The organism is Promicromonospora sp. NPDC090134 (assembly GCF_044746965.1).
GTDB lineage: Bacteria > Actinomycetota > Actinomycetes > Actinomycetales > Cellulomonadaceae > Promicromonospora.
Map to the genome: position 1 here is coordinate 127,785 of NZ_JBIVCZ010000001.1, position 17,181 is coordinate 144,965.

13 protein-coding genes and 1 riboswitch are annotated in these 17,181 nt (G+C 70.8%); of the genes, 3 read left to right on the forward strand and 10 right to left on the reverse strand.

The annotated features are described in order from the left end of the window. Positions 1 to 42: 42 nt before the first annotated feature. Positions 43 to 145, reverse strand: a riboswitch (TPP riboswitch). A gap of 134 nt (positions 146 to 279) precedes the next feature. After that, the gene (locus tag ACIPN7_RS00595) at positions 280 to 1,260 is read right to left on the reverse strand and encodes a Gfo/Idh/MocA family protein (RefSeq protein ID WP_400536928.1); all 981 of its coding nucleotides are present in this window, start codon (positions 1,258 to 1,260) and stop codon (positions 280 to 282) included. 110 nt (positions 1,261 to 1,370) lie between these two features. Next, positions 1,371 to 3,677 (reverse strand): immune inhibitor A domain-containing protein, encoded by a 2,307-nt coding sequence (locus ACIPN7_RS00600; RefSeq protein ID WP_400536930.1) that lies wholly within the window; start codon positions 3,675 to 3,677, stop codon positions 1,371 to 1,373. Positions 3,678 to 3,934: 257 nt separating this feature from the next. Here ACIPN7_RS00600 and ACIPN7_RS00605 point away from each other — a divergent pair, with 257 nt between their 5' ends. Then, entirely contained in the window at positions 3,935 to 5,182 is a 1,248-nt protein-coding gene (locus ACIPN7_RS00605; protein WP_400536932.1) for an MFS transporter, read from the forward strand. Here ACIPN7_RS00605 and ACIPN7_RS00610 read toward each other — a convergent pair. After that, positions 5,163 to 5,723: a septum formation family protein gene (locus ACIPN7_RS00610; protein ID WP_400536934.1), complete on the reverse strand. Its 561-nt coding sequence runs from the start codon at positions 5,721 to 5,723 to the stop codon at positions 5,163 to 5,165. The genes ACIPN7_RS00605 and ACIPN7_RS00610 overlap by 20 nt on opposite strands. Before the next feature lie 263 nt (positions 5,724 to 5,986). Between ACIPN7_RS00610 and ACIPN7_RS00615 the strand changes: the two genes are divergently transcribed. Next, a complete protein-coding gene (locus ACIPN7_RS00615; protein ID WP_400536936.1) occupies positions 5,987 to 7,294 on the forward strand; it encodes an endonuclease/exonuclease/phosphatase family protein in 1,308 nt (435 codons plus the stop codon). 149 nt (positions 7,295 to 7,443) lie between these two features. On the opposite strand, the gene ACIPN7_RS00620 is transcribed toward ACIPN7_RS00615, so the two are convergent. The 4 genes from ACIPN7_RS00620 to ACIPN7_RS00635 are packed head-to-tail and all read right to left on the reverse strand — an operon-like array spanning position 7,444 to position 11,656. After that, a complete protein-coding gene (locus tag ACIPN7_RS00620; RefSeq protein ID WP_400536938.1) occupies positions 7,444 to 8,208 on the reverse strand; it encodes an ABC transporter ATP-binding protein in 765 nt (254 codons plus the stop codon). After that, entirely contained in the window at positions 8,205 to 9,227 is a 1,023-nt protein-coding gene (locus ACIPN7_RS00625) for an ABC transporter ATP-binding protein (RefSeq protein ID WP_400536941.1), read from the reverse strand. Before ACIPN7_RS00625 ends, ACIPN7_RS00620 begins: the two co-directional genes overlap by 4 nt. Then, entirely contained in the window at positions 9,217 to 10,206 is a 990-nt protein-coding gene (locus tag ACIPN7_RS00630) for a branched-chain amino acid ABC transporter permease (protein WP_400536943.1), read from the reverse strand. Before ACIPN7_RS00630 ends, ACIPN7_RS00625 begins: the two co-directional genes overlap by 11 nt. 13 nt (positions 10,207 to 10,219) lie before the next feature. Continuing rightward, complete coding sequence (locus ACIPN7_RS00635; protein WP_400536945.1) at positions 10,220 to 11,656, reverse strand: branched-chain amino acid ABC transporter permease; 1,437 nt, start codon at positions 11,654 to 11,656, stop codon at positions 10,220 to 10,222. 317 nt (positions 11,657 to 11,973) lie between these two features. Between ACIPN7_RS00635 and ACIPN7_RS00640 the strand changes: the two genes are divergently transcribed. Continuing rightward, positions 11,974 to 14,163, forward strand: a complete 2,190-nt coding sequence (locus tag ACIPN7_RS00640) for a S9 family peptidase (protein ID WP_400539126.1) — start codon at positions 11,974 to 11,976, stop codon at positions 14,161 to 14,163. A 4-nt stretch (positions 14,164 to 14,167) separates the two neighbouring features. Here ACIPN7_RS00640 and ACIPN7_RS00645 read toward each other — a convergent pair whose 3' ends face one another. From ACIPN7_RS00645 to ACIPN7_RS00655, 3 genes are all read right to left on the reverse strand, one after another. Next, positions 14,168 to 15,436, reverse strand: a complete 1,269-nt coding sequence (locus tag ACIPN7_RS00645; RefSeq protein ID WP_400536947.1) for a glycoside hydrolase family 3 N-terminal domain-containing protein — start codon at positions 15,434 to 15,436, stop codon at positions 14,168 to 14,170. A gap of 55 nt (positions 15,437 to 15,491) precedes the next feature. Continuing rightward, positions 15,492 to 16,631 carry a threonine aldolase family protein gene (locus tag ACIPN7_RS00650; protein ID WP_400536949.1) on the reverse strand — a complete coding sequence of 380 codons (1,140 nt, stop codon included), beginning with the start codon at positions 16,629 to 16,631 and terminating at the stop codon, positions 15,492 to 15,494. A 118-nt stretch (positions 16,632 to 16,749) separates the two neighbouring features. Further along, a complete protein-coding gene (locus ACIPN7_RS00655) occupies positions 16,750 to 16,953 on the reverse strand; it encodes a cold-shock protein (protein WP_036971009.1) in 204 nt (67 codons plus the stop codon). Between the last annotated feature and the right edge of the window lie 228 nt (positions 16,954 to 17,181).

Here is a 17,181-nt window from a genome sequence, read left to right on the forward strand (position 1 = left end):
CGCGCAGGGGACGGCCTCGACCGAACGCCCGTGCCGTCAGGCACGTCCTTCCGCTGGCATTACCCAGTTCAAGTGATCGGGTCGACGGCGTCGGGCGTGGTGCCCAGGCCTTCCTCTCAGCCCGGCTACCCCGAGCTCCCCGCGTTGGCGGGGCCACCGTACCGCTGGTCGCGGCAGGTCCGGAAGCCTGCTCACCTTCGAGGCCCGACTTTCTTCGCTTTCAGCAGCGTGAAAGCGAAGAAACTCGGGCCTCGAAGGTGAAGGGGAGGACCAGCCGGATCACTCGCCCGGGTAGACCAGGCCGATCTGCTCGCGGATCGTGTCCAGGGTGGCCATGATCGCCACCGTCTCCTCACGCGGGAGCAGCGGGCTGTCCAGCTCGCCGGCCGCCACCAGGCGCTCGGCCTCGGCCGCCTGGAAGTGCATGCCGCGCCCCGTCACCTCGGCGGTGAAGGTCTCGGTCTCGGTGCCCGAGGCGTCGTAGACGTGCACCGTGGACGGGTTGTACCAGGTCGCGTCGATCTCGATGCGACCCTCGGTGCCCAGGATCGAGGCCCGGTTGGGCCCGCGGGTGTCCGACGCCGACACGGTCGTGGCGACCCGGGCGCCGTCGTACCCGAAGATCGTGGCGACGGTGGCGTCCGCGCCCGTCTCCTTGAACGTGGCGTGCGACTGCACGGTGAGCGGCTCGCCGAACAGGTCCCAGGCGAACGAGACCGGGTAGATGCCCAGGTCCAGCAGGGAGCCGCCGCCCAGGGCGAGGTCGTTGATGCGGTGGCCCGGGTCGTCGGGCAGGTCCTGGGTGTGGTCGACCATCAGGGTGCGCACCTCGCCCAGCGCGCCCGACGCGATGATCTCGCGCACACGCGCCATGTGCGGCAGGAACCGGGTCCACATGGCCTCCAGGACCACGAGCCCCTTCGACTCCGCCAGGTCCACGATCTCGCGCGCCTCGGCGGCGTTGAGCGTGAACGGCTTCTCGACCAGCACGTGCTTGCCGGCCTCGAGCACCAGCTTCGCGGCCTCCGCGTGCATCGGGTGCGGCGTGGCCACGTAGACGATGTCGACCTCGGGGTCGGCCACGAGGTTCTCGTAGGAGCCGTGCGCCGTCGGGATGCCGAAGCGGTCGGCGAACGTCCGGGCCTTCTCCAGGGAGCGGGACCCCACCGCCTGCACGGTGAAGCCGTTGTCGTTCAGGTCTGATGTGAAGCTCGCGGCGATCCCGCCGGCCGCCAGGATGCCCCATCGCAGGTGTGTCATGCGTTCGAGCGTAGTGCCCCCGCCGAGGTAGAACTGTGGCCCAACCCCGGGTCAGGGGTTGGGCCACAGTTCTATCTCGCCACAGTTCTACCTCGGCGGGATGGAGGGGGTCAGTTGACCTGGATGGTCATGTGACCTGTCTGGGTGTCCTGCGTGAGCACCTTGATGGTGGTGCCCGTGCCGCCGACCTTCACCGAGTGACGCGGGTTGTCCTTGTTCCAGTACGCCTCAGGGTTGGTGTCGTCGAACTTCCACACCGGAGCCTGCTTGCCGAGCTTCAGCGTGGTCAGCGAGGTGGCCGACACCTCACGGTGCAGCGAGATCGGGTCCGTCTTCTGCAGGCCGAACGTGGCGTCGAAGGACTGGATGCGGTTGCGGGCGATCGTGCCGTCCGACCACTTCAGGGCCTTGGGCCGCGCGTCGACCGGGAGAGCCTGGCCGCCACCCACGTGCTGCGAGGTGTTGTTGTCGCCGTACAGGCTGTTCACGTACCAGATCAGCAGGCCGTCCTGGTAGGGGTAGTGCTCCACGAGGTTGCCGTTGGAGAAGCCCCAGCCGAAGTTGTACGGGCCGGTCTGCAGCGTCGCGTCGTAGCCGCCGTACACGCGGTTCTCGGCGACGTAGTAGTGCGAGTACTCGACCTGGTAGGTGCCGTCGGCGCCGACCTTCTGGAAGCCGTCGACGGTCCAGTCGGCCACGTCGGTGAAGTCCTCCGTGAGCGCGGTGCCCACGGCGACGTCGTCGAGCATGAAGCCGATGTCGTTGGTGCCACCGTCGCTCGAGTACCGGAACCGGACCGACGCGGTCTGGCCGGCGTAGTCCGCCAGGTCGGCGGTCAGGTCCACCCAGGCGCCGTCCGAGCTGCCGGTGATGCCGGAGCCCGGGTTGGTGCCGTTCGGGTCCTCGTCCGTCGACAGGTTGTTCGGCAGGGCGGTCCAGGTGGAGCCGCCGTCCGTCGAGACCTCGGCGAACGCGTAGTCGAAGTCCAGCTCGATGCCGTACTGGACCTTGGCGGTCAGCGACGCGCCGGCCGGCACGGTGAACGACGGCGAGGTGATCGTGTTGTTCAGGTCGTTGCCCGTGTTGGAGTAGACGAACTCGCCGTCGAACGGCGCAGCGTCCAGCGGCAGGTCGGCGACGCCGTCGGGCAGGTCGACGATCGCCGCCTGCTCACGCGTGGTGGCGTGGAACGACGGGCCGAGCTTGATGCGCTCGGTCTCGCCGGGCTCCACGACCTCGTAGTCCAGCCAGCCCAGGAACAGCTTCTCGGTGGCGCCCATGTGGTTGGGCGTGGTGCCGATGGTGCCGTCGCCGTGGCCCATCCACGAGCCGGAGCTCATGAGGTTCCAGTAGCCCGTGCCGTTCTCGCCACCAGCGGTGTCGTAGTAGTCCGGCAGGCCGAGGTCGTGGCCGAACTCGTGCGCGAACACGCCCAGGCCACCGTTCTCCGGCTCGGTGGTGTAGTCGCGGATCCAGATGTCGGAGTCACCGATCTTGATACCGCCGACCTTGGGGAAGCCGGCCGGGCCGTCCGAGCCGAGGCCGCCCTGGTTGACCGCCCAGCGGTGCGACCAGATGGCCGACTCGGGTGCGCCGGCCTCCTCGCCCTCGCCGGCGTGGATCGCCTGGAAGTGGTCGATGTAGCCGTCGGGCTCGGCCGTGATGCCGTCGCCGTCCATGTCGTAGCGGTCCCAGACGTCGAACGACTGGAGGTACGCGTCGATCTCCTCGGCGGTCTTGCCCGCGGCGACCTGCTGCTCGTACCAGGCGTCCGCGCTGTCCTGGACGAACCGCGTCATGTCCGTGCCGGACTCCGTGGTGCCGTAGGAGGCCGTGCTGTAGGGCACGGTCACCCAGTCGGACACGTCGCCCTGCAGGTCGAACCGGCCCGACGACATCTCGTCGTAGACCCCGGCGAACGACTCGCCGTCCTGGTCCTCCAGGCCGGTGAAGAACATCTCCTGGAAGTGCTCGCGCGAGAAGTCGGACTCCCAGTAGGTGGAGTTGTCGTCCGCGGCCGGCTCCGGGATCTCGTTGTGTGCCGGCCCCGCGGCAGCGTCCGGGAAGCGTTCGTCGGCCTGGTCGCCGAAGTCGACGAGGATGCTGAAGAGCTGCGCCGTCTCCTCGACCCCGTACTCGACGTACTCGCGCGGAGAGATCTCCACGACCTTGGACGCGTGCTCGCCCTTGCCGCGGGTCTCGACCTTCGCCTGTCCGGTCGCGACCATGTCGACGGCGAGCTGCCGCTTCTCGGTCTGCTTCTCCGCGAGGGCGTCCGGACGGTTGTCCTCCTTCGCGGGCGCCGCCTGCTGCGGCGGCTCCTCGACCGGCGGCGCCGCGGAAGCGGTGATCGGCACGACGGCGGCCGAGAGCAGCAGGGCTGCTCCCGCACCGACCGCACAGAGACGTGAGTTCATGTTTCCTCCGTGAAGAGAGCTGCGTCCGGGACGAGGAGGTGGTGCGTACGGGCCCCGGACCTGCTGGACACCTTTGTCCACGGAGGAGGAAACCAGGGAAATATTACGACAATGTTGCCTAGGACACAGTTCTGGTACACGACATATGCCGGGAATGGGCTCGTAGAATCGTTTCGAGGCCGCGTACCTTGGTCGATGTCCGCCGGGCCGGCTCGTCGTCCGGGTGAGCCCACGCCCGTCGACCAGCCGGAGACCCCATGACCGCGAACAGTCCTGCCGCCGCGGCGGCCTTTGCCGCACCCCCGGTGGACCAGCGCCGCGCGGCCATCGCGCTGATCGCGCTCTCGGTGAGCGCCTTCACCTTCGTGACGGCGGAGAACCTGCCGGGCGGGCTGCTCACCCTCATCGCCCCCGACCTGGACCGCAGCACGTCCGAGGTGGGGCTGCTGGTCACGGCGTACGCCGCCGTCGTCGTGCTCGCGTCCCTGCCGCTCTCGCGCCTGACCCGCCGGTTCCCGCGCCGCTGGGTGCTGGCGGCGACCACCGCCGTCTGCACCGTCGGGACCCTGTGGTCGGCCGTCGCCGCCGGCTACGTGGACCTGATGGCCGCGCGCATGGTCACCGCGCTGGGCCAGGCGCTGTTCTGGTCGGTCGTCACCCCGGCCGCCGCCAGCCTGTTCGCCCCCGCCGTCCGCGGCAAGATGATCGCGCGCCTCGCCATCGGCAACTCGCTCGCCCCGCTGCTCGGCGTGCCGCTCGGCACCTGGGTGGGCCAGCAGGCGGGCTGGCGCACGGCGTTCCTCGTGTTCTCCGTGGTGAGCCTGCTGGCGTGCCTCGCGATGGCGATCGCCATGCCGGACGTCGACGCCGAGCAGAGCGGCACCGCCACCGGCACGCACCCCAGCATGCGCCGCTTCGTGGTGCTCATGGTGGTCACGGTGCTGCTCGTGACGGGCGGCTTCATGATGATCACGTTCGTGACCCAGTTCCTGCTGGAGACGGCGGGGTTCCCCGACCGCTACCTGAGCGCGCTGCTGCTGGCCCAGGGCGCCGCGGGCCTGGCGGGGACCCTGCTGATCGGCCAGGTGCTCGACCGGCGGCCGTGGCAGACGGTGCTCGTGGCGCTCGGCCTGCTCACCGGCGCGCTGGTGCTGCTGTGGGCGCTGGGCCACGTCCCGGCCGTCGCCCTGGCCGGCCTGGCCCTGTTCGGCCTGGCGTTCAGCGCGATCCCGCCGGCCCTGTCGTTCCTGTCCATGCAGGTCGCCCCGGGCGCCACCGAGTCGGCGACCGCGATCTCGAGCTCGGTGTTCAACATCGGGATCGGCGGCGGGGCGGCGCTCGGGGCGCTGGTCGTGGCCACGGTGGGCATCGACACGGTGCCCCTGGTCGGGGCCTTCTTCGTGCTCGCCGCGCTCGTGGTCGTCGCGGTCGACGTGCGGATCGCGGCCCGGCGGACCGCGATGCCGCACGCCGACGTGCCGGGAGTTACTCCGCGACGCCCTTGAGGCTGCCCGTGAACGGCTCCTCGGAGCTGATGATGCACTGCAGGGAGCGGTCGTTCAGCTGGTCCCAGGTGGCCTGGGTCGGGTAGAAGCCGGTGTAGCCGTAGACGGACTCGTCGTAGGAGACGCCCACGAACTTCTCGAACTCGGCGTAGCACCACTCGTCGAACTTCTTGGACATGGCCTCGTCGCCCGGGTACTCGGCGTCATCCATGATGAGCTCGGCGTAGACCTCGCCGGTGTGCTCCTCGGCGCACGGCACCACGGGCACCGACTCGACCTCGAAGTCCTCGCCCTCCGCGGACTCGCCGTAGCCGTCGAGGGCCTCCAGGTCGATGCAGTCGCCCTTCAGGATCTCGAAGGCGTCCGCGTCGGCGGAGGCAGTGATCTCGCCACCCGGCTCATCACGCGGGGCCTCGCCGCTCGACATGATGTCGTCGAGGAACGAGCCGCAACCGGTGAGCAGGGTCAGCGAGACGGTCACGGCGGCCGCGACAGCCAGCAGCCGGGCCGGACGGCGGGCGGAGCGGAGGGTGCGGTTCATCAAGTTCTTCCTTTGGTTCGGCACGACGGCGGGTGCCCTCGCCGCGGCCACCTCCGGCCGCCCCGGAAAACTACCGTCTCGAACGTCCGTACTGGTGGCGAGCGCACAACGATTCGATCACGGCCCGCCGAGCGACCCGCGCCGCGGCACCCGGCGCCCCGCCGGCGGGGCTGTTCACGCGCCGTTCACCCGTACGAGCGGGCGCCGTCCTACGGTGTCTGACGCGGACCACCCGCGCACGACACCCCGACGAAGGAGCAGTCATGCGAGCCAGCACCCCCTCGCGCCTGACCGGCGCGGCCGCGGCAGCGGCCCTGCTGGCCGGGGCCTTCCTCGCCTCGGCGAGCACGGCCTCGGCAGGTACGACGCCGGACGGCGCCCCGGCGGCGACGTCCGCCGGGCACGACCGGAACCACGCCACGCCCCGGACCCTGCGCGCCGCGACCTACAACCTGTCGCTCAACCGCGCGACGGAGGGCGAGCTCGTCGCCGACCTGTCCACGGGCGACGACGCCCAGGCGGCGACGGTGGCCGAGGTGATCCAGCACGCGAACCCGGACGTCGTGCTACTCAACGAGTTCGACTACTCGGGCGACGCCGACCCGTACGCCGCGGCCGACCTGTTCCGCGAGAACTACCTGGAGGTGCCGCAGGGCACGGGCAGGCCGGTGGAGTACCCGTACGCGTTCGTCGCGCCGTCGAACACCGGCATCGCGAGCGGGTTCGACCTGAACAACGACGGGACCGTCGGGGGCGGCGACGACGCGCTCGGCTTCGGCCTGTTCCCGGGCCAGTACGGCATGGTCGTGCTGTCCAAGTACCCGATCCAGCACCGCGACGTCCGCACGTTCCAGGACTTCAGGTGGGCGGACATGCCGGGCGCGCTCCTGCCGGACAACCCTGCCACCGACGCCCCGGCCGACTGGTACTCGGCCGAGGAGCTGGCGGTCCTGCCGCTATCGTCGAAGTCGCACTGGGACGTGCCGGTCCGTGTGGGTCGCGAGACGGTGCACGTGCTGGCGGCGCACCCGACCCCGCCGTCGTTCGACGGAGCCGAGGACCGCAACGGCCTGCGCAACCACGACGAGATCCGGTTCTGGGCGGACTACGTGCGCGGCGGCCGCGCGGCGCGCTACGTGTACGACGACGAGGGCCGGCGCGGCGGGCTGCGGCCCGGCTCGTCGTTCGTGATCGTGGGCGACTACAACGCCGACCCGCTCGACGGCGACTCCGCCACGGGTGCCGACGGCGTCCCGGCGATCGACCAGCTCCTGGAGAACCCCCGCATCACCGACCCGCGGCCGACGTCGGCGGGCGCCCCGGAGGCCTCGGCGCTCCAGGCCGGCGCGAACCTGACCCACGAGGGCGACCCGGCGCTCGACACGGCCGACTTCGCCGACACGACGCCGGGCAACCTCCGCGTCGACTACGTGCTCCCGTCCCGCGACCTGCGCGTCCAGGGCGCCGGCGTCTTCTGGCCGGCCGCGGCCGACCCGCTGTCCCGGCTCACGGGCGTCTACCCGTTCCCGAGCAGCGACCACCGCCTCACCTGGACCGACGTCAAGCTCTGAGAGACAGCAGGACCCGGTCGACAGCTCCCCGTGCCCACCCCACCCCTCGACAGGGTGACCGTGGGCACGAGGAACGGGACGGGGGATGGTGCGGCCGGCCGGCCGCACCATCCCCCGTCCCGTTCCGGAGGTGAGCAGATCCCGACGGATCAGGACGCTTTGTCGACGTCCTCCGCCAGGGTGCCCAGGTAGAGCGAGATGACCTTCGGGTCGGACTGCAGCTCCTTGCCCGTCCCCGTGTACGCGTCCTTGCCCTGGTCCAGCACGTACCCCCGGTCGCAGATCTGCAGGCAGCGCCGGGCGTTCTGCTCGACCATGACCACGGAGACGCCGGCCTTGTTGATCATCCGGGTGCGCAGGAACGTCTCGTCCTGACGCACCGGCGACAGCCCGGCGGACGGCTCGTCGAGGAGCAGGACCGACGGGTTCATCATGAGCGCACGGGCCATGGCCACCATCTGGCGCTCACCGCCCGACATGGCGCCCGCACGCTGCGCGCGCCGCTCCCCCAGGGTGGGGAACAGGTCGGTGATGAACTCGAACCGCTCGGCGAACACCTTCGGCCGCAGGTACACGCCCATCCGCATGTTCTCCTCGACGGTGAGCGAGGGGAACACGTTGTTGTTCTGCGGCACGAACCCGACACCCTGCGACACGAGGCTGTTCGCCTTGTGGTTGGTGATGTCCTCGCCGGCCAGGGTCACGCTGCCGGAGCGCACGTGGACCAGCCCGAACAGGGACTTCAGCAGTGTCGACTTGCCGGCGCCGTTGGGGCCGATGATGCCCACGAGCTCGCCCTTGGCGACCTCCAGGTTGCACCCGTTCAGGATGTTCACACCCGGCAGGTACCCGGCCACGATGTCGGTCGCCTTGAGCAGGATCTCCCGCTTCTCGGTCTTGGCCGCGTCGTTCATCGCTTCTCCTCCTCGGCCTCGAGCCGGGCCAGCACTGCGGGGTCGAGCAGCGAGTCGTCCCCGAGGTCGGTGTCGTGGTGCGCACCCAGGTAGGCGTCGACGACGGCCTGGTCCTGCATGACGGACTTGGGCGGCCCCTCGGCGACGATCTTGCCCTCGGCCATGACCACCACCCAGTCGGAGATGTGCCGCACGGCGTGCATGTCGTGCTCCACGAAAAGCACGGTCATGCCGTCGTCGCGCAGGGCCTGGATGTGGTGCAGCAGCGACTGCACCAGCGCCGGGTTCACGCCGGCCATGGGCTCGTCGAGCATGATCATGGTCGGGTCCGTCATCAGGGCCCGCGCCATCTCCAGGAGCTTGCGCTGACCGCCGGACAGCGAGCCCGCGAAGTCGTCCTTCTTGGCGTCGAGCTTGAACCGCGCCAGGATCTCGAGCGCCTTCTCGGTGTTGCGCTTCTCGGTGCCCGCCCACAGCGGCTTCACCAGCGAGCCGAACAGGTTCTCGCCCGGGTTGTCCATCGCGGCGAGCAGCATGTTCTGCAGCACCGTCAGGCGCGACAGCGCCTTGGTGAGCTGGAACGTGCGGACCATGCCGTTGCGCGCCACCTTGGCGGCGTTGACGCCGCCCAGCGACCGGCCCTCGAAGGACCACGTGCCCTGGTTGGGCTTGTCGAAGCCCGTGAGCAGGTTGAAGAAGGTCGTCTTGCCGGCGCCGTTCGGGCCGATGAGGGCCGTGATGACCCCGCGCTGGACCTCCAGGTGGTCGACGTCGACGGCGGTCATGCCGCCGAACCGGCGCTGCACGTCGTCGACGAGCAGGATCGGGTCCGGCTTGCTCACGCCGACCTTCGGCTCGACCCCGGCCAGGACGTGCTCCGCGGCCTTGGCGGCCTCGGTGTCGCTGCGCTCGACGGTGTCGAGCGCCTCGACGGTGCTCGCGGGCACGTCCGTCGCCTCGGCCGCCTCCGGCACGTCGGTCACCTCGGCCACCTTGTTCTCTGTCGTCTCATCGGACATCGAAGGCGAGCTCCTTCTTGTTCCCCAGGATTCCTTGTGGGCGGAAGATGACGAGCAGCATCAGGGTCACGCCGACGAGCAGACCACCGATCTGCTCCACCATCGTGGCCGTCACCACGCCTTCCAGACCCTCGCGCATACCCGCGCGGAGCAACATGTAGACCGCATAAAAGAGCATGGACCCCAGGACCGGACCGAACAAGGTGGCAGCGCCGCCGAGCAGCAGGACCGTCCACGCGAAGAACGTCAGCGAACGACCCATGGCATCGGGCGCGACCGACCTGGGCAGCACATACAGCATGCCCGCGAGCGATCCGCACATGCCGCCGAGCACCAGCGCCTGCATCTTGTAGGAGAAGACGTTCTTGCCCAGTGCGCGGACGGCGTCCTCGTCCTCACGGATGCCCTTGAGCACGCGGCCCCACGGGCTGCGCGTGAGGAGCCAGACGAAGAGGACGGCGATGAGCACCACGGCCCACGAGAACAGGCGGGTCCACCACGAGTCGGAACCGGTGAACACGTACTCGAGCGGGCCGAACGCACCGCGCTCGGGCGGCGCCGGCAGGAACGAGAGCTCCTGGAACGTCGCCTTGAAGGAGCCACCCGTGAGACCCGCCGCGCCACCGGTCCATTCACCGAACACCGTGGCACGGCCGAGCATTCGGATGATCTCCGCGGCCGAGATGGTCACGATGGCCAGATAGTCACCGCGTAGCTGGAGCGTTGGTGCGCCGAGGATGAGTGCGAACAGCGCTCCCGCGGCGAGCGAGATGAGCAGGGCCAGCCAGAACGGGGCGCCCGAGATCGTGGCGATGCCGAAGCCGTAGGCGCCCAGCAGCATGAAGCCTGCCTGCCCCATGTTGAGGAGGCCGGTGAACCCGAAGTGCAGGTTGAGGCCGATGGCGGCCAGCGCGATGGCGGCCGTGGTCGGAGCGATGAGCTCGGCGAGCGCCTGGGTGAGGATGCGGCTCAGTTCCATGATGGTTCTCCTTTCAGCCGATCCGCTCGGCGCGGCCGAGCAGGCCCTGCGGCCTGAACAGCAGCACGAGGATGAGGATCACGAGTGCCGAGGCATAGCGCAGGTCGCTCGGCATTCCGGGGATGAGGGTGGACATCTCGACGACGAGGCCGATCACGAGGGAGCCGAGCAGGGCGCCGTAGGCCGTGCCCAGGCCACCGAGGGTGACGGCGGCGAACATCAGCAGCAGCAGCAGCATGCCGAGCGACCAGTTGAACGAGCCGAACGAGATGGCCAGCAGCATGCCCGCCAGGCCGGCGAAGCCCGTGGACATGGTCCAGACGACGCGGATGATGCGGTCCGGGTTGATGCCGGTCGCCGCGGCGAGCGCCGTGTTGTCCGAGACGGCGCGGGTGGCGCGGCCGGTCCGGGTGCGGGTGAGGAACCACGCGATGAAGAAGATCACGACGACGGCCACCCCCATCGAGATCCACGAGGCGGTGCTGAGCGTGATGCCCGCGATCTCCAGGGGCTTCGGGTTCTGCGGCAGGACGCGGTGCGACCGGCCGCCGATGACCATCTGGATGGCGTACTGCAGCGCGAGCGACAGGCCGATGGTCACGATCATCATCTGCGTGACGGGGGTACCGCGCCGGCGCAACGGACCCCAGATGGCGGCGTCCTGCAGCCAGCCGGTGGCGGCGCAGACCACGATCACGCCGATCACGGTGAGCCAGACCGGCATGTGCAGCCAGTTGATGCCGATGAAGCCGAACATGGCGCCCAGCGTCACCTGCTCGCCGTGCGAGAAGCTCGACAGGCCGGTCGTGCCGTAGATGAGGCTGATGCCCACCGAGGCCAGGGCGAGCAGCAGGCCGAACCGGATGCCGGAGCCGAACTGCTGCCAGATCTGCTGGAGGGAGGGGCCGCCGCCCTCGGTGGTGGTGGTGCCGGATCCGCCGAGGCCCTCGTCCCCGGCGGCAGGGCCGGAGGCCGCGTCCGTGGGCTCGCCCTCGCTCGGGGCGGTGGTGGCGCCCCCGCTGGGTTCGGTGCTCTCGGGGGGCGTGGTGCCCAGCCGGAACGCCGCGCGCGCGGAGCTACCGGTCTGTGCCGTGACCTGCAGCTCGGTGGCGTCCGGGAAGAGCCCGTCGGGGACGGTCTCCTCGTCGAGGGTCAGCGTGTAGGTGCCGACCTGCGGCACCTCCACGGACGCCGGCCCCTCCTGGGTGCTGGTCACATCTGTCTCGAACCCCGCGCCGGAGATGGTCACGCCCACGTCGGGGACGGGGTTGTTCTCCGCGTCCAGGACGATCGCCACGACGCAGGCGGTCGTGTCGTCGGGTGTGCAGTCGGCGGGCGCAGTGGCAGCCATCGCAGGTGCCGCGGCGATCACGGCCGGGATGGCCGCGGCCGCGAGCGTGGCCAGCAGCCTGCGCGCGGCCGTCGCGAGGTTCGGTCGGTCGGCTGTCATCTGCCGGGTCCTCCGTCGGTTCTGGTGTGTGGTGCTCCGAGGTCTCGGTGCCGCACGACACCAGCATGATTCAGTCCTGCTTAACCAGGCCTGCATCAAACTGATGCCATCGGCGTGCGGCGAGTGTAGCCGTGCCATGTGTCACTCGTTACACCCCGGGGGTCACACCAAGGTCACGGAGTGCCATCGCACAGGGCAGGAGGAGGGTGTGGAAGGCCCTCTCGCCGAGGCGTCGTCACGGTTAGGCTGACGCGGTGTCCGACGACGCCCTGACTCCCCCAGCGGCCGCCCCCGCGGCCGATCGACCGACCGGTTCGGTGCGGGTCCTCCCGCCGTCCGAACCACCCTTCACCGTGCGTCGCCCCCGGGAGCGCACCTTCCACGGCGACACCTTCACCGACGACTACGAGTGGCTCCGCGACAAGGAGGATCCCGAGGTCGTCGCGCACCTGGAGGCGCAGAACGCCTGGACCCTCGACCGTCAGGAGCACCTGGCGCCGCTGCGGCAGACCCTGTTCGACGAGATCAAGGGCCGCACCCTCGAGACCGACCTCTCGGTTCCCGCGCGCGACGGCGACTGGTGGTACTACGCCCGCACGGTCGAGGGCCAGCAGTACCCGATCCACGCGCGGTACCCCGTCGCCGGACCGGACGACTGGACTCCCCGCGTGCTCGAACCCGGGCAGCCCGTGCCGGGCGAACAGGTCATGCTGGACCAGAACGCCGAGGCCGAGGGGCACGAGTTCTTCGCCCTGGGTTCGCTCGACGTCTCCGACGACGGCACCCGCCTGCTGTACGCGACCGACACCGCGGGCGACGAGCGCTACACGCTGCGTGTCCGCGACCTGGCCACCGGCGAGGACCTCCGCGACGAGGTGCGCGACACGGCGCCCGGCGCCATGTTCACCCCCGACGGCGAGCACGTCTTCTACCTGACCGTGGACGACGCCTGGCGGCCCTGGCGCGTCTGGCGGCACCGGCTCGGTGCCCCCGGGTCCGACGACGTGCTGGTCTTCGAGGAGCCCGACGAGCGGTACTGGGTGGGCGTGGGGCTGTCCCGGTCCAAGAAGTACCTGCAGATCGAGCTCGGCTCCAAGGTGACGAGCGAGTCGTGGCTGCTGGAGGCCGACGACCCGACGGGCGAGTTCCGCGTCGTCTGGCCGCGCCGGGAGGGCGTCGAGTACTCGGTGGAGCACGCCGTGCTGCCGGGCTCGGCCGGCGAGCCCGAGGACGCCCTGCTGATCCTGCACAACAAGGACGCTCTGAACTTCGAGCTGGTCGCCTCGCCCGTCCCGGCGCGCGGTCAGACGGTCGCCCCGGAGGCGGCGGCCGTCGTCGTGCCGCACGACCCGGAGGTGCGGCTGGAGGGCGTGAGCGCGAGCGAGCGCTACGCGGTGCTCTACTACCGCCGCGGGGCGATCTCCCGCTCGGCCGTGCTCCAGCTCCCCGCGCGCGGCCCGGTCACCTGGGACTTCCAGGAGATCTCGTTCGGCCAGCCGCTGGAGTCCGTCGGTGCGGGCGTGGGCGTGTGGGAGCAGCCCAACCTCAAGGTGGGCTACACGTCGTTCGTCACGCCGTCGTCGCTCTACCTGTACGACGTCGCCTCCGGCGAGCGCACCCTGCTCAAGCAGCAGCCCGTGCTCGGCGGCTACGACGCCGGCGACTACGACCAGCGCCGGGAGTGGGCCGTCGCCGAGGACGGCACGCGCGTGCCGATCTCGCTCGTCTGGCGCAAGGACAAGGTGCGGTTCGGCGGCGCGGCCGGCTCGGGCGACCCCGCCCCCGCCGAACCCGCCGCCCTGCTCCTGTACGGGTACGGCGCGTACGAGTACTCGATTGACCCGTACTTCTCGATCGCCCGCCTGAGCCTGCTCGACCGCGGCGTCGTCTTCGCTGTCGCGCACGTCCGGGGCGGCGGCGAGATGGGCCGCTCCTGGTACGACGACGGCAAGCTGGCCGCCAAGCGCAACACGTTCACCGACTTCGTGGCGTGCGGCCGGCACCTCGTCGCCACCGGCTGGACGGCGTCCGACCGCATGGTGGCCGACGGCGGCAGCGCCGGCGGCCTGCTCGTCGGCGCCGCCACCAACCTGGCGCCCGAGCTGTTCGCCGGGGTGCTGGCCGGGGTGCCGTTCGTCGACGCGCTGACATCGATGCTCGACCCGACGCTGCCGCTGACCGTCACCGAGCGCGACGAGTGGGGCGACCCGCTGAACGACCCCGAGGTGTACGCGTACATGCGCTCGTACACGCCGTACGAGAACGTGGCCGACGACGCCTCGCACTACCCGCGCGTGCTCGCCACCACGAGCTTCAACGACACCCGCGTGCTGTACGTGGAGCCGGCCAAGTGGGTGGCCCGGCTGCAGGCCGCGGGGGCGCCGGCGATGCTCAAGATCGAGATGTCGGCCGGGCACGGCGGCGTCTCGGGACGCTACTCCGCCTGGGAGCAGGTGGCGTTCGAGCACGCCTGGACGCTGGACGTGCTGGGCCTGGCCGGCCTCTGAGACCTCAGAGGCCGGCCTTGGCCGCGACGACCCGGGCCGCGGCAGCGTCGATCTTGGCGGCGAACGCCGGGTCGGCCTGCGCGGCCTGGACCAGCGCGTCCACCATCGCCGGGGCCACGGCCGGCTTCGCGGACGCGAGCACCACGTCCACCCCGGCGTCGACGGCGCGGACCGCTCGCTCCCCCGGGGGCACGCTCGCGACCTGCACGGCCGCCGACAGGTCGTCGGTGATGATCACGCCGTCGAACCCGTGCTCGCGGACCAGGCCCACCACGGTGGGGCTGAACACCGCGGGCGCGTCAGGGTCGATCCGCGCGTAGATCGCGGACGACATCATGACCAGGCCGGAGCCGTCCTGGATGCCTGCGTCGAACACCGCCACCGACGGGTCGTCGGGCCCGGTCACGGTGTCGGTCACGCCGGCGGTGGTGTCGGTGTTCCCGGTGACCCGGCCCAGCCCCGGGAAGTGCTTGACCGACGTCTGCACGCCGGCGTCCCGCTGGCCCTCCGCGAACGCGTTGCCGTGCGCGATCACGGACTCCGGCGTGTAGCCGTAGTTGCGCCCGAGGACGCCGATCGGCGCGTTCGACGCCGCGCTCTGCTGCGGTACGAGGTCCATGACCGGCGCGAGGTTGAGGTTCACGCCCGCGGCGGCCAGCTCCTGGCCCCACGTCCGGGACCGGGCGCGCAGGTCGGGTGCGGAGAGCGCGGCCTGGTCGAGCGCGCTGGGCATGTCGCTGAAGCCCTGCCCGCGCAGCACCTGCACCTCGCCACCCTCCTGGTCCGTGGAGACGAAGAGGGGCACCGGAGAGGTCGCCGCCGCGATCGCGGCGTCGACCAGGTTCTTCACCGGCTGGCGGCCGGCCTGGGTACGGCCGTGCAGGAAGACTCCGCCGATCTTGAGGTCCCGCAGCATGTCGAACGTCGGCTTGAACGGGCCCTTGACGGGCAGGCCGACCATCACGACCTGGCCCACCTTCTGCTCCAGGCTCCAGCCGGCCACGAGCGACAGGTCGGGCTCGCCGGGCGTCGGCTCCGGCGTGGGCCGCGTGGACGGCGTCGCGCTGGGCGTCGGCGACACCGCGCCGTCCGACGGCGACGGGTCGCCGGACGGCGACGGGCTCGGCGACGGGCTCGGCCGCGCGCTCGACCGGGAGGGTCCGGGCAGGGAGGTCGGTCCGGGTTCGCCGGCCGGCCCGGAACAACCCGCGGCCAGCGCGGCGACCGTGAGCACGGTCGCGGCGAGCAGGCCGACGGGGCGAAAACGGGTCATGAAGATCAGTGTCACCCCATCGTGGTCCCGACGTGCAATCGGCTCACCCGCGGGATCAGAGCGCCGCGCCGACCACCCGCACGAACGCGTCGACGTCCGCCTCCGTGGTGTCCCACGCGCACATCCAGCGCACCTCGACACGGTCGGCGGTCTCCCCCGGCGCCCAGTCGTAGAACCGGGCGTGCTCGCGCACCCGGTCCGCCGCCGCGCGGGGCAGCGTCGCGAACACGACGTTCGCCTCGGTCGGGTACCGCAGGACGATCCCGGAGCCGGGCTGCAGCAGCCCCGCCCCCTCGATACCCGCGCGCAGGCGCGCGGCCATCGCGTTGGAGTGCGCCGCGTTGCGGAGCCACAGCGGCCCGGCCTCGGCGGCAGATGCCGTCGTGCCGGACGGGGTTGTGCCGGACGTCGGCGTGCCCGGCTCGCCGAGCAGCGCCAGGAGCTGGGCCGACACGAACCGGGTCTTGGACGCGAGCTGCATCGTCGCCTTGCGCAGGTACGGCACCGCCTCGGACAGCGCCGTCGCAGCGCCGGCAGCGGCGTCGCCGTCGGGCAGGACCACCACGGCCTCGCCCAGCATGCCGCCGTTCTTCGCCGCGCCGAGCGACACGATGTCCACGCCGACGTCGGTGGTGATCTCCCGCAGCCCGACGCCGAGGGTCGCCGCCGCGTTCGCGAGACGCGAGCCGTCCACGTGCACGCGCAGGCCGGCCGCGTGGGCGGTGTCCGCGAGCAGCTTGAGGTCGGCCACGGAGTAGACCGTGCCGAGCTCGGTCACCTGGGTGAGGCTCAGCACCGCGGGCTGTGCGCGGTGCACGTCGCCGAGGTCGCCGGCGTAGCGGTCCACGGCGTCGGGTCCGATGCGGCCGTGCCTGCTCGGGACGGCGAGGATCTTGAGGCCACCCACCCGCTCGGGCGCCCCGTTCTCGTCGGTGTGGACGTGCGCGACGTCGCTGGTGATCACCGCGCCCCAGCGCGGGGCGGCGGCCATGAGGCTGATGACGTTCGCGCCCGTGCCGTTCAGGACGGGGAAGATGCGGGCCCGCTCGCCGAACACCTCCGCGGCGCGGTGCTGCAGGCGGGCCGAGACGGGGTCGTCGCCGTACGCGACGGCCGCGCCGTCGTTCGCCGCGGCGACCGCGGCCATGACCTCGGGGTGGACGGGGGCGTAGTTGTCGGAGGCGAAGTGCTGCACCCGCCCATTCTCCCGCCCCGGCGCCGGGCAGGGCGAAGGCCCGGCCACCTCGAAAGGTGACCGGGCCTCCGGGTACAACCGGGCGAACTCAGGAGCCCGCCATGCCGGCTGTCAGAGATCAGATCGGGCGGATGTTCTCCGCCTGGAGGCCCTTCGGGCCCTGCTTCACGTCGAACTCGACGCGCTGGTTCTCCTCGAGCGAGCGGTAGCCGCTCGACTGGATCGCGCTGAAGTGGGCGAACACGTCCTGCCCACCGTCCTCGGGTGCGATGAACCCGAAGCCCTTCTCGGCGTTGAACCACTTGACGGTTCCGAAAGCCATGTACTGCTCCTTGCAAGATGCGACGACCCCGGCCTTCGGGATCGCTGTAATCACGGTGTCGTCGTCATCTCTTGGAAGAACGATCGAGGCACTGCAACACGCCAAGCGTACCTGCCCGTGCCCAGGAAAGCCCGATCAATCTCCGTGAGGTGCGTCCGGTGGGCGACTGGATGAACTTTCCTTGGGTCTAGGGTGATGTGGGTCACGTCCTCGTAACAATCTCGGTCG

Coding starts and splice junctions, on each gene's coding strand:
- ACIPN7_RS00655 (WP_036971009.1), bottom strand. CDS start 16,953: ATGGCTTTCGGAACCGTCAAGTGGTTCAACGCCGAGAAGGGCTTCGGG.
- ACIPN7_RS00605 (WP_400536932.1), top strand. CDS start 3,935: ATGACCGCGAACAGTCCTGCCGCCGCGGCGGCCTTTGCCGCACCCCCG.
- ACIPN7_RS00625 (WP_400536941.1), bottom strand. CDS start 9,227: ATGTCCGATGAGACGACAGAGAACAAGGTGGCCGAGGTGACCGACGTG.
- ACIPN7_RS00620 (WP_400536938.1), bottom strand. CDS start 8,208: ATGAACGACGCGGCCAAGACCGAGAAGCGGGAGATCCTGCTCAAGGCG.
- ACIPN7_RS00610 (WP_400536934.1), bottom strand. CDS start 5,723: ATGAACCGCACCCTCCGCTCCGCCCGCCGTCCGGCCCGGCTGCTGGCT.
- ACIPN7_RS00615 (WP_400536936.1), top strand. CDS start 5,987: ATGCGAGCCAGCACCCCCTCGCGCCTGACCGGCGCGGCCGCGGCAGCG.
- ACIPN7_RS00635 (WP_400536945.1), bottom strand. CDS start 11,656: ATGACAGCCGACCGACCGAACCTCGCGACGGCCGCGCGCAGGCTGCTG.
- ACIPN7_RS00600 (WP_400536930.1), bottom strand. CDS start 3,677: ATGAACTCACGTCTCTGTGCGGTCGGTGCGGGAGCAGCCCTGCTGCTC.
- ACIPN7_RS00630 (WP_400536943.1), bottom strand. CDS start 10,206: ATGGAACTGAGCCGCATCCTCACCCAGGCGCTCGCCGAGCTCATCGCT.
- ACIPN7_RS00645 (WP_400536947.1), bottom strand. CDS start 15,436: ATGACCCGTTTTCGCCCCGTCGGCCTGCTCGCCGCGACCGTGCTCACG.
- ACIPN7_RS00595 (WP_400536928.1), bottom strand. CDS start 1,260: ATGACACACCTGCGATGGGGCATCCTGGCGGCCGGCGGGATCGCCGCG.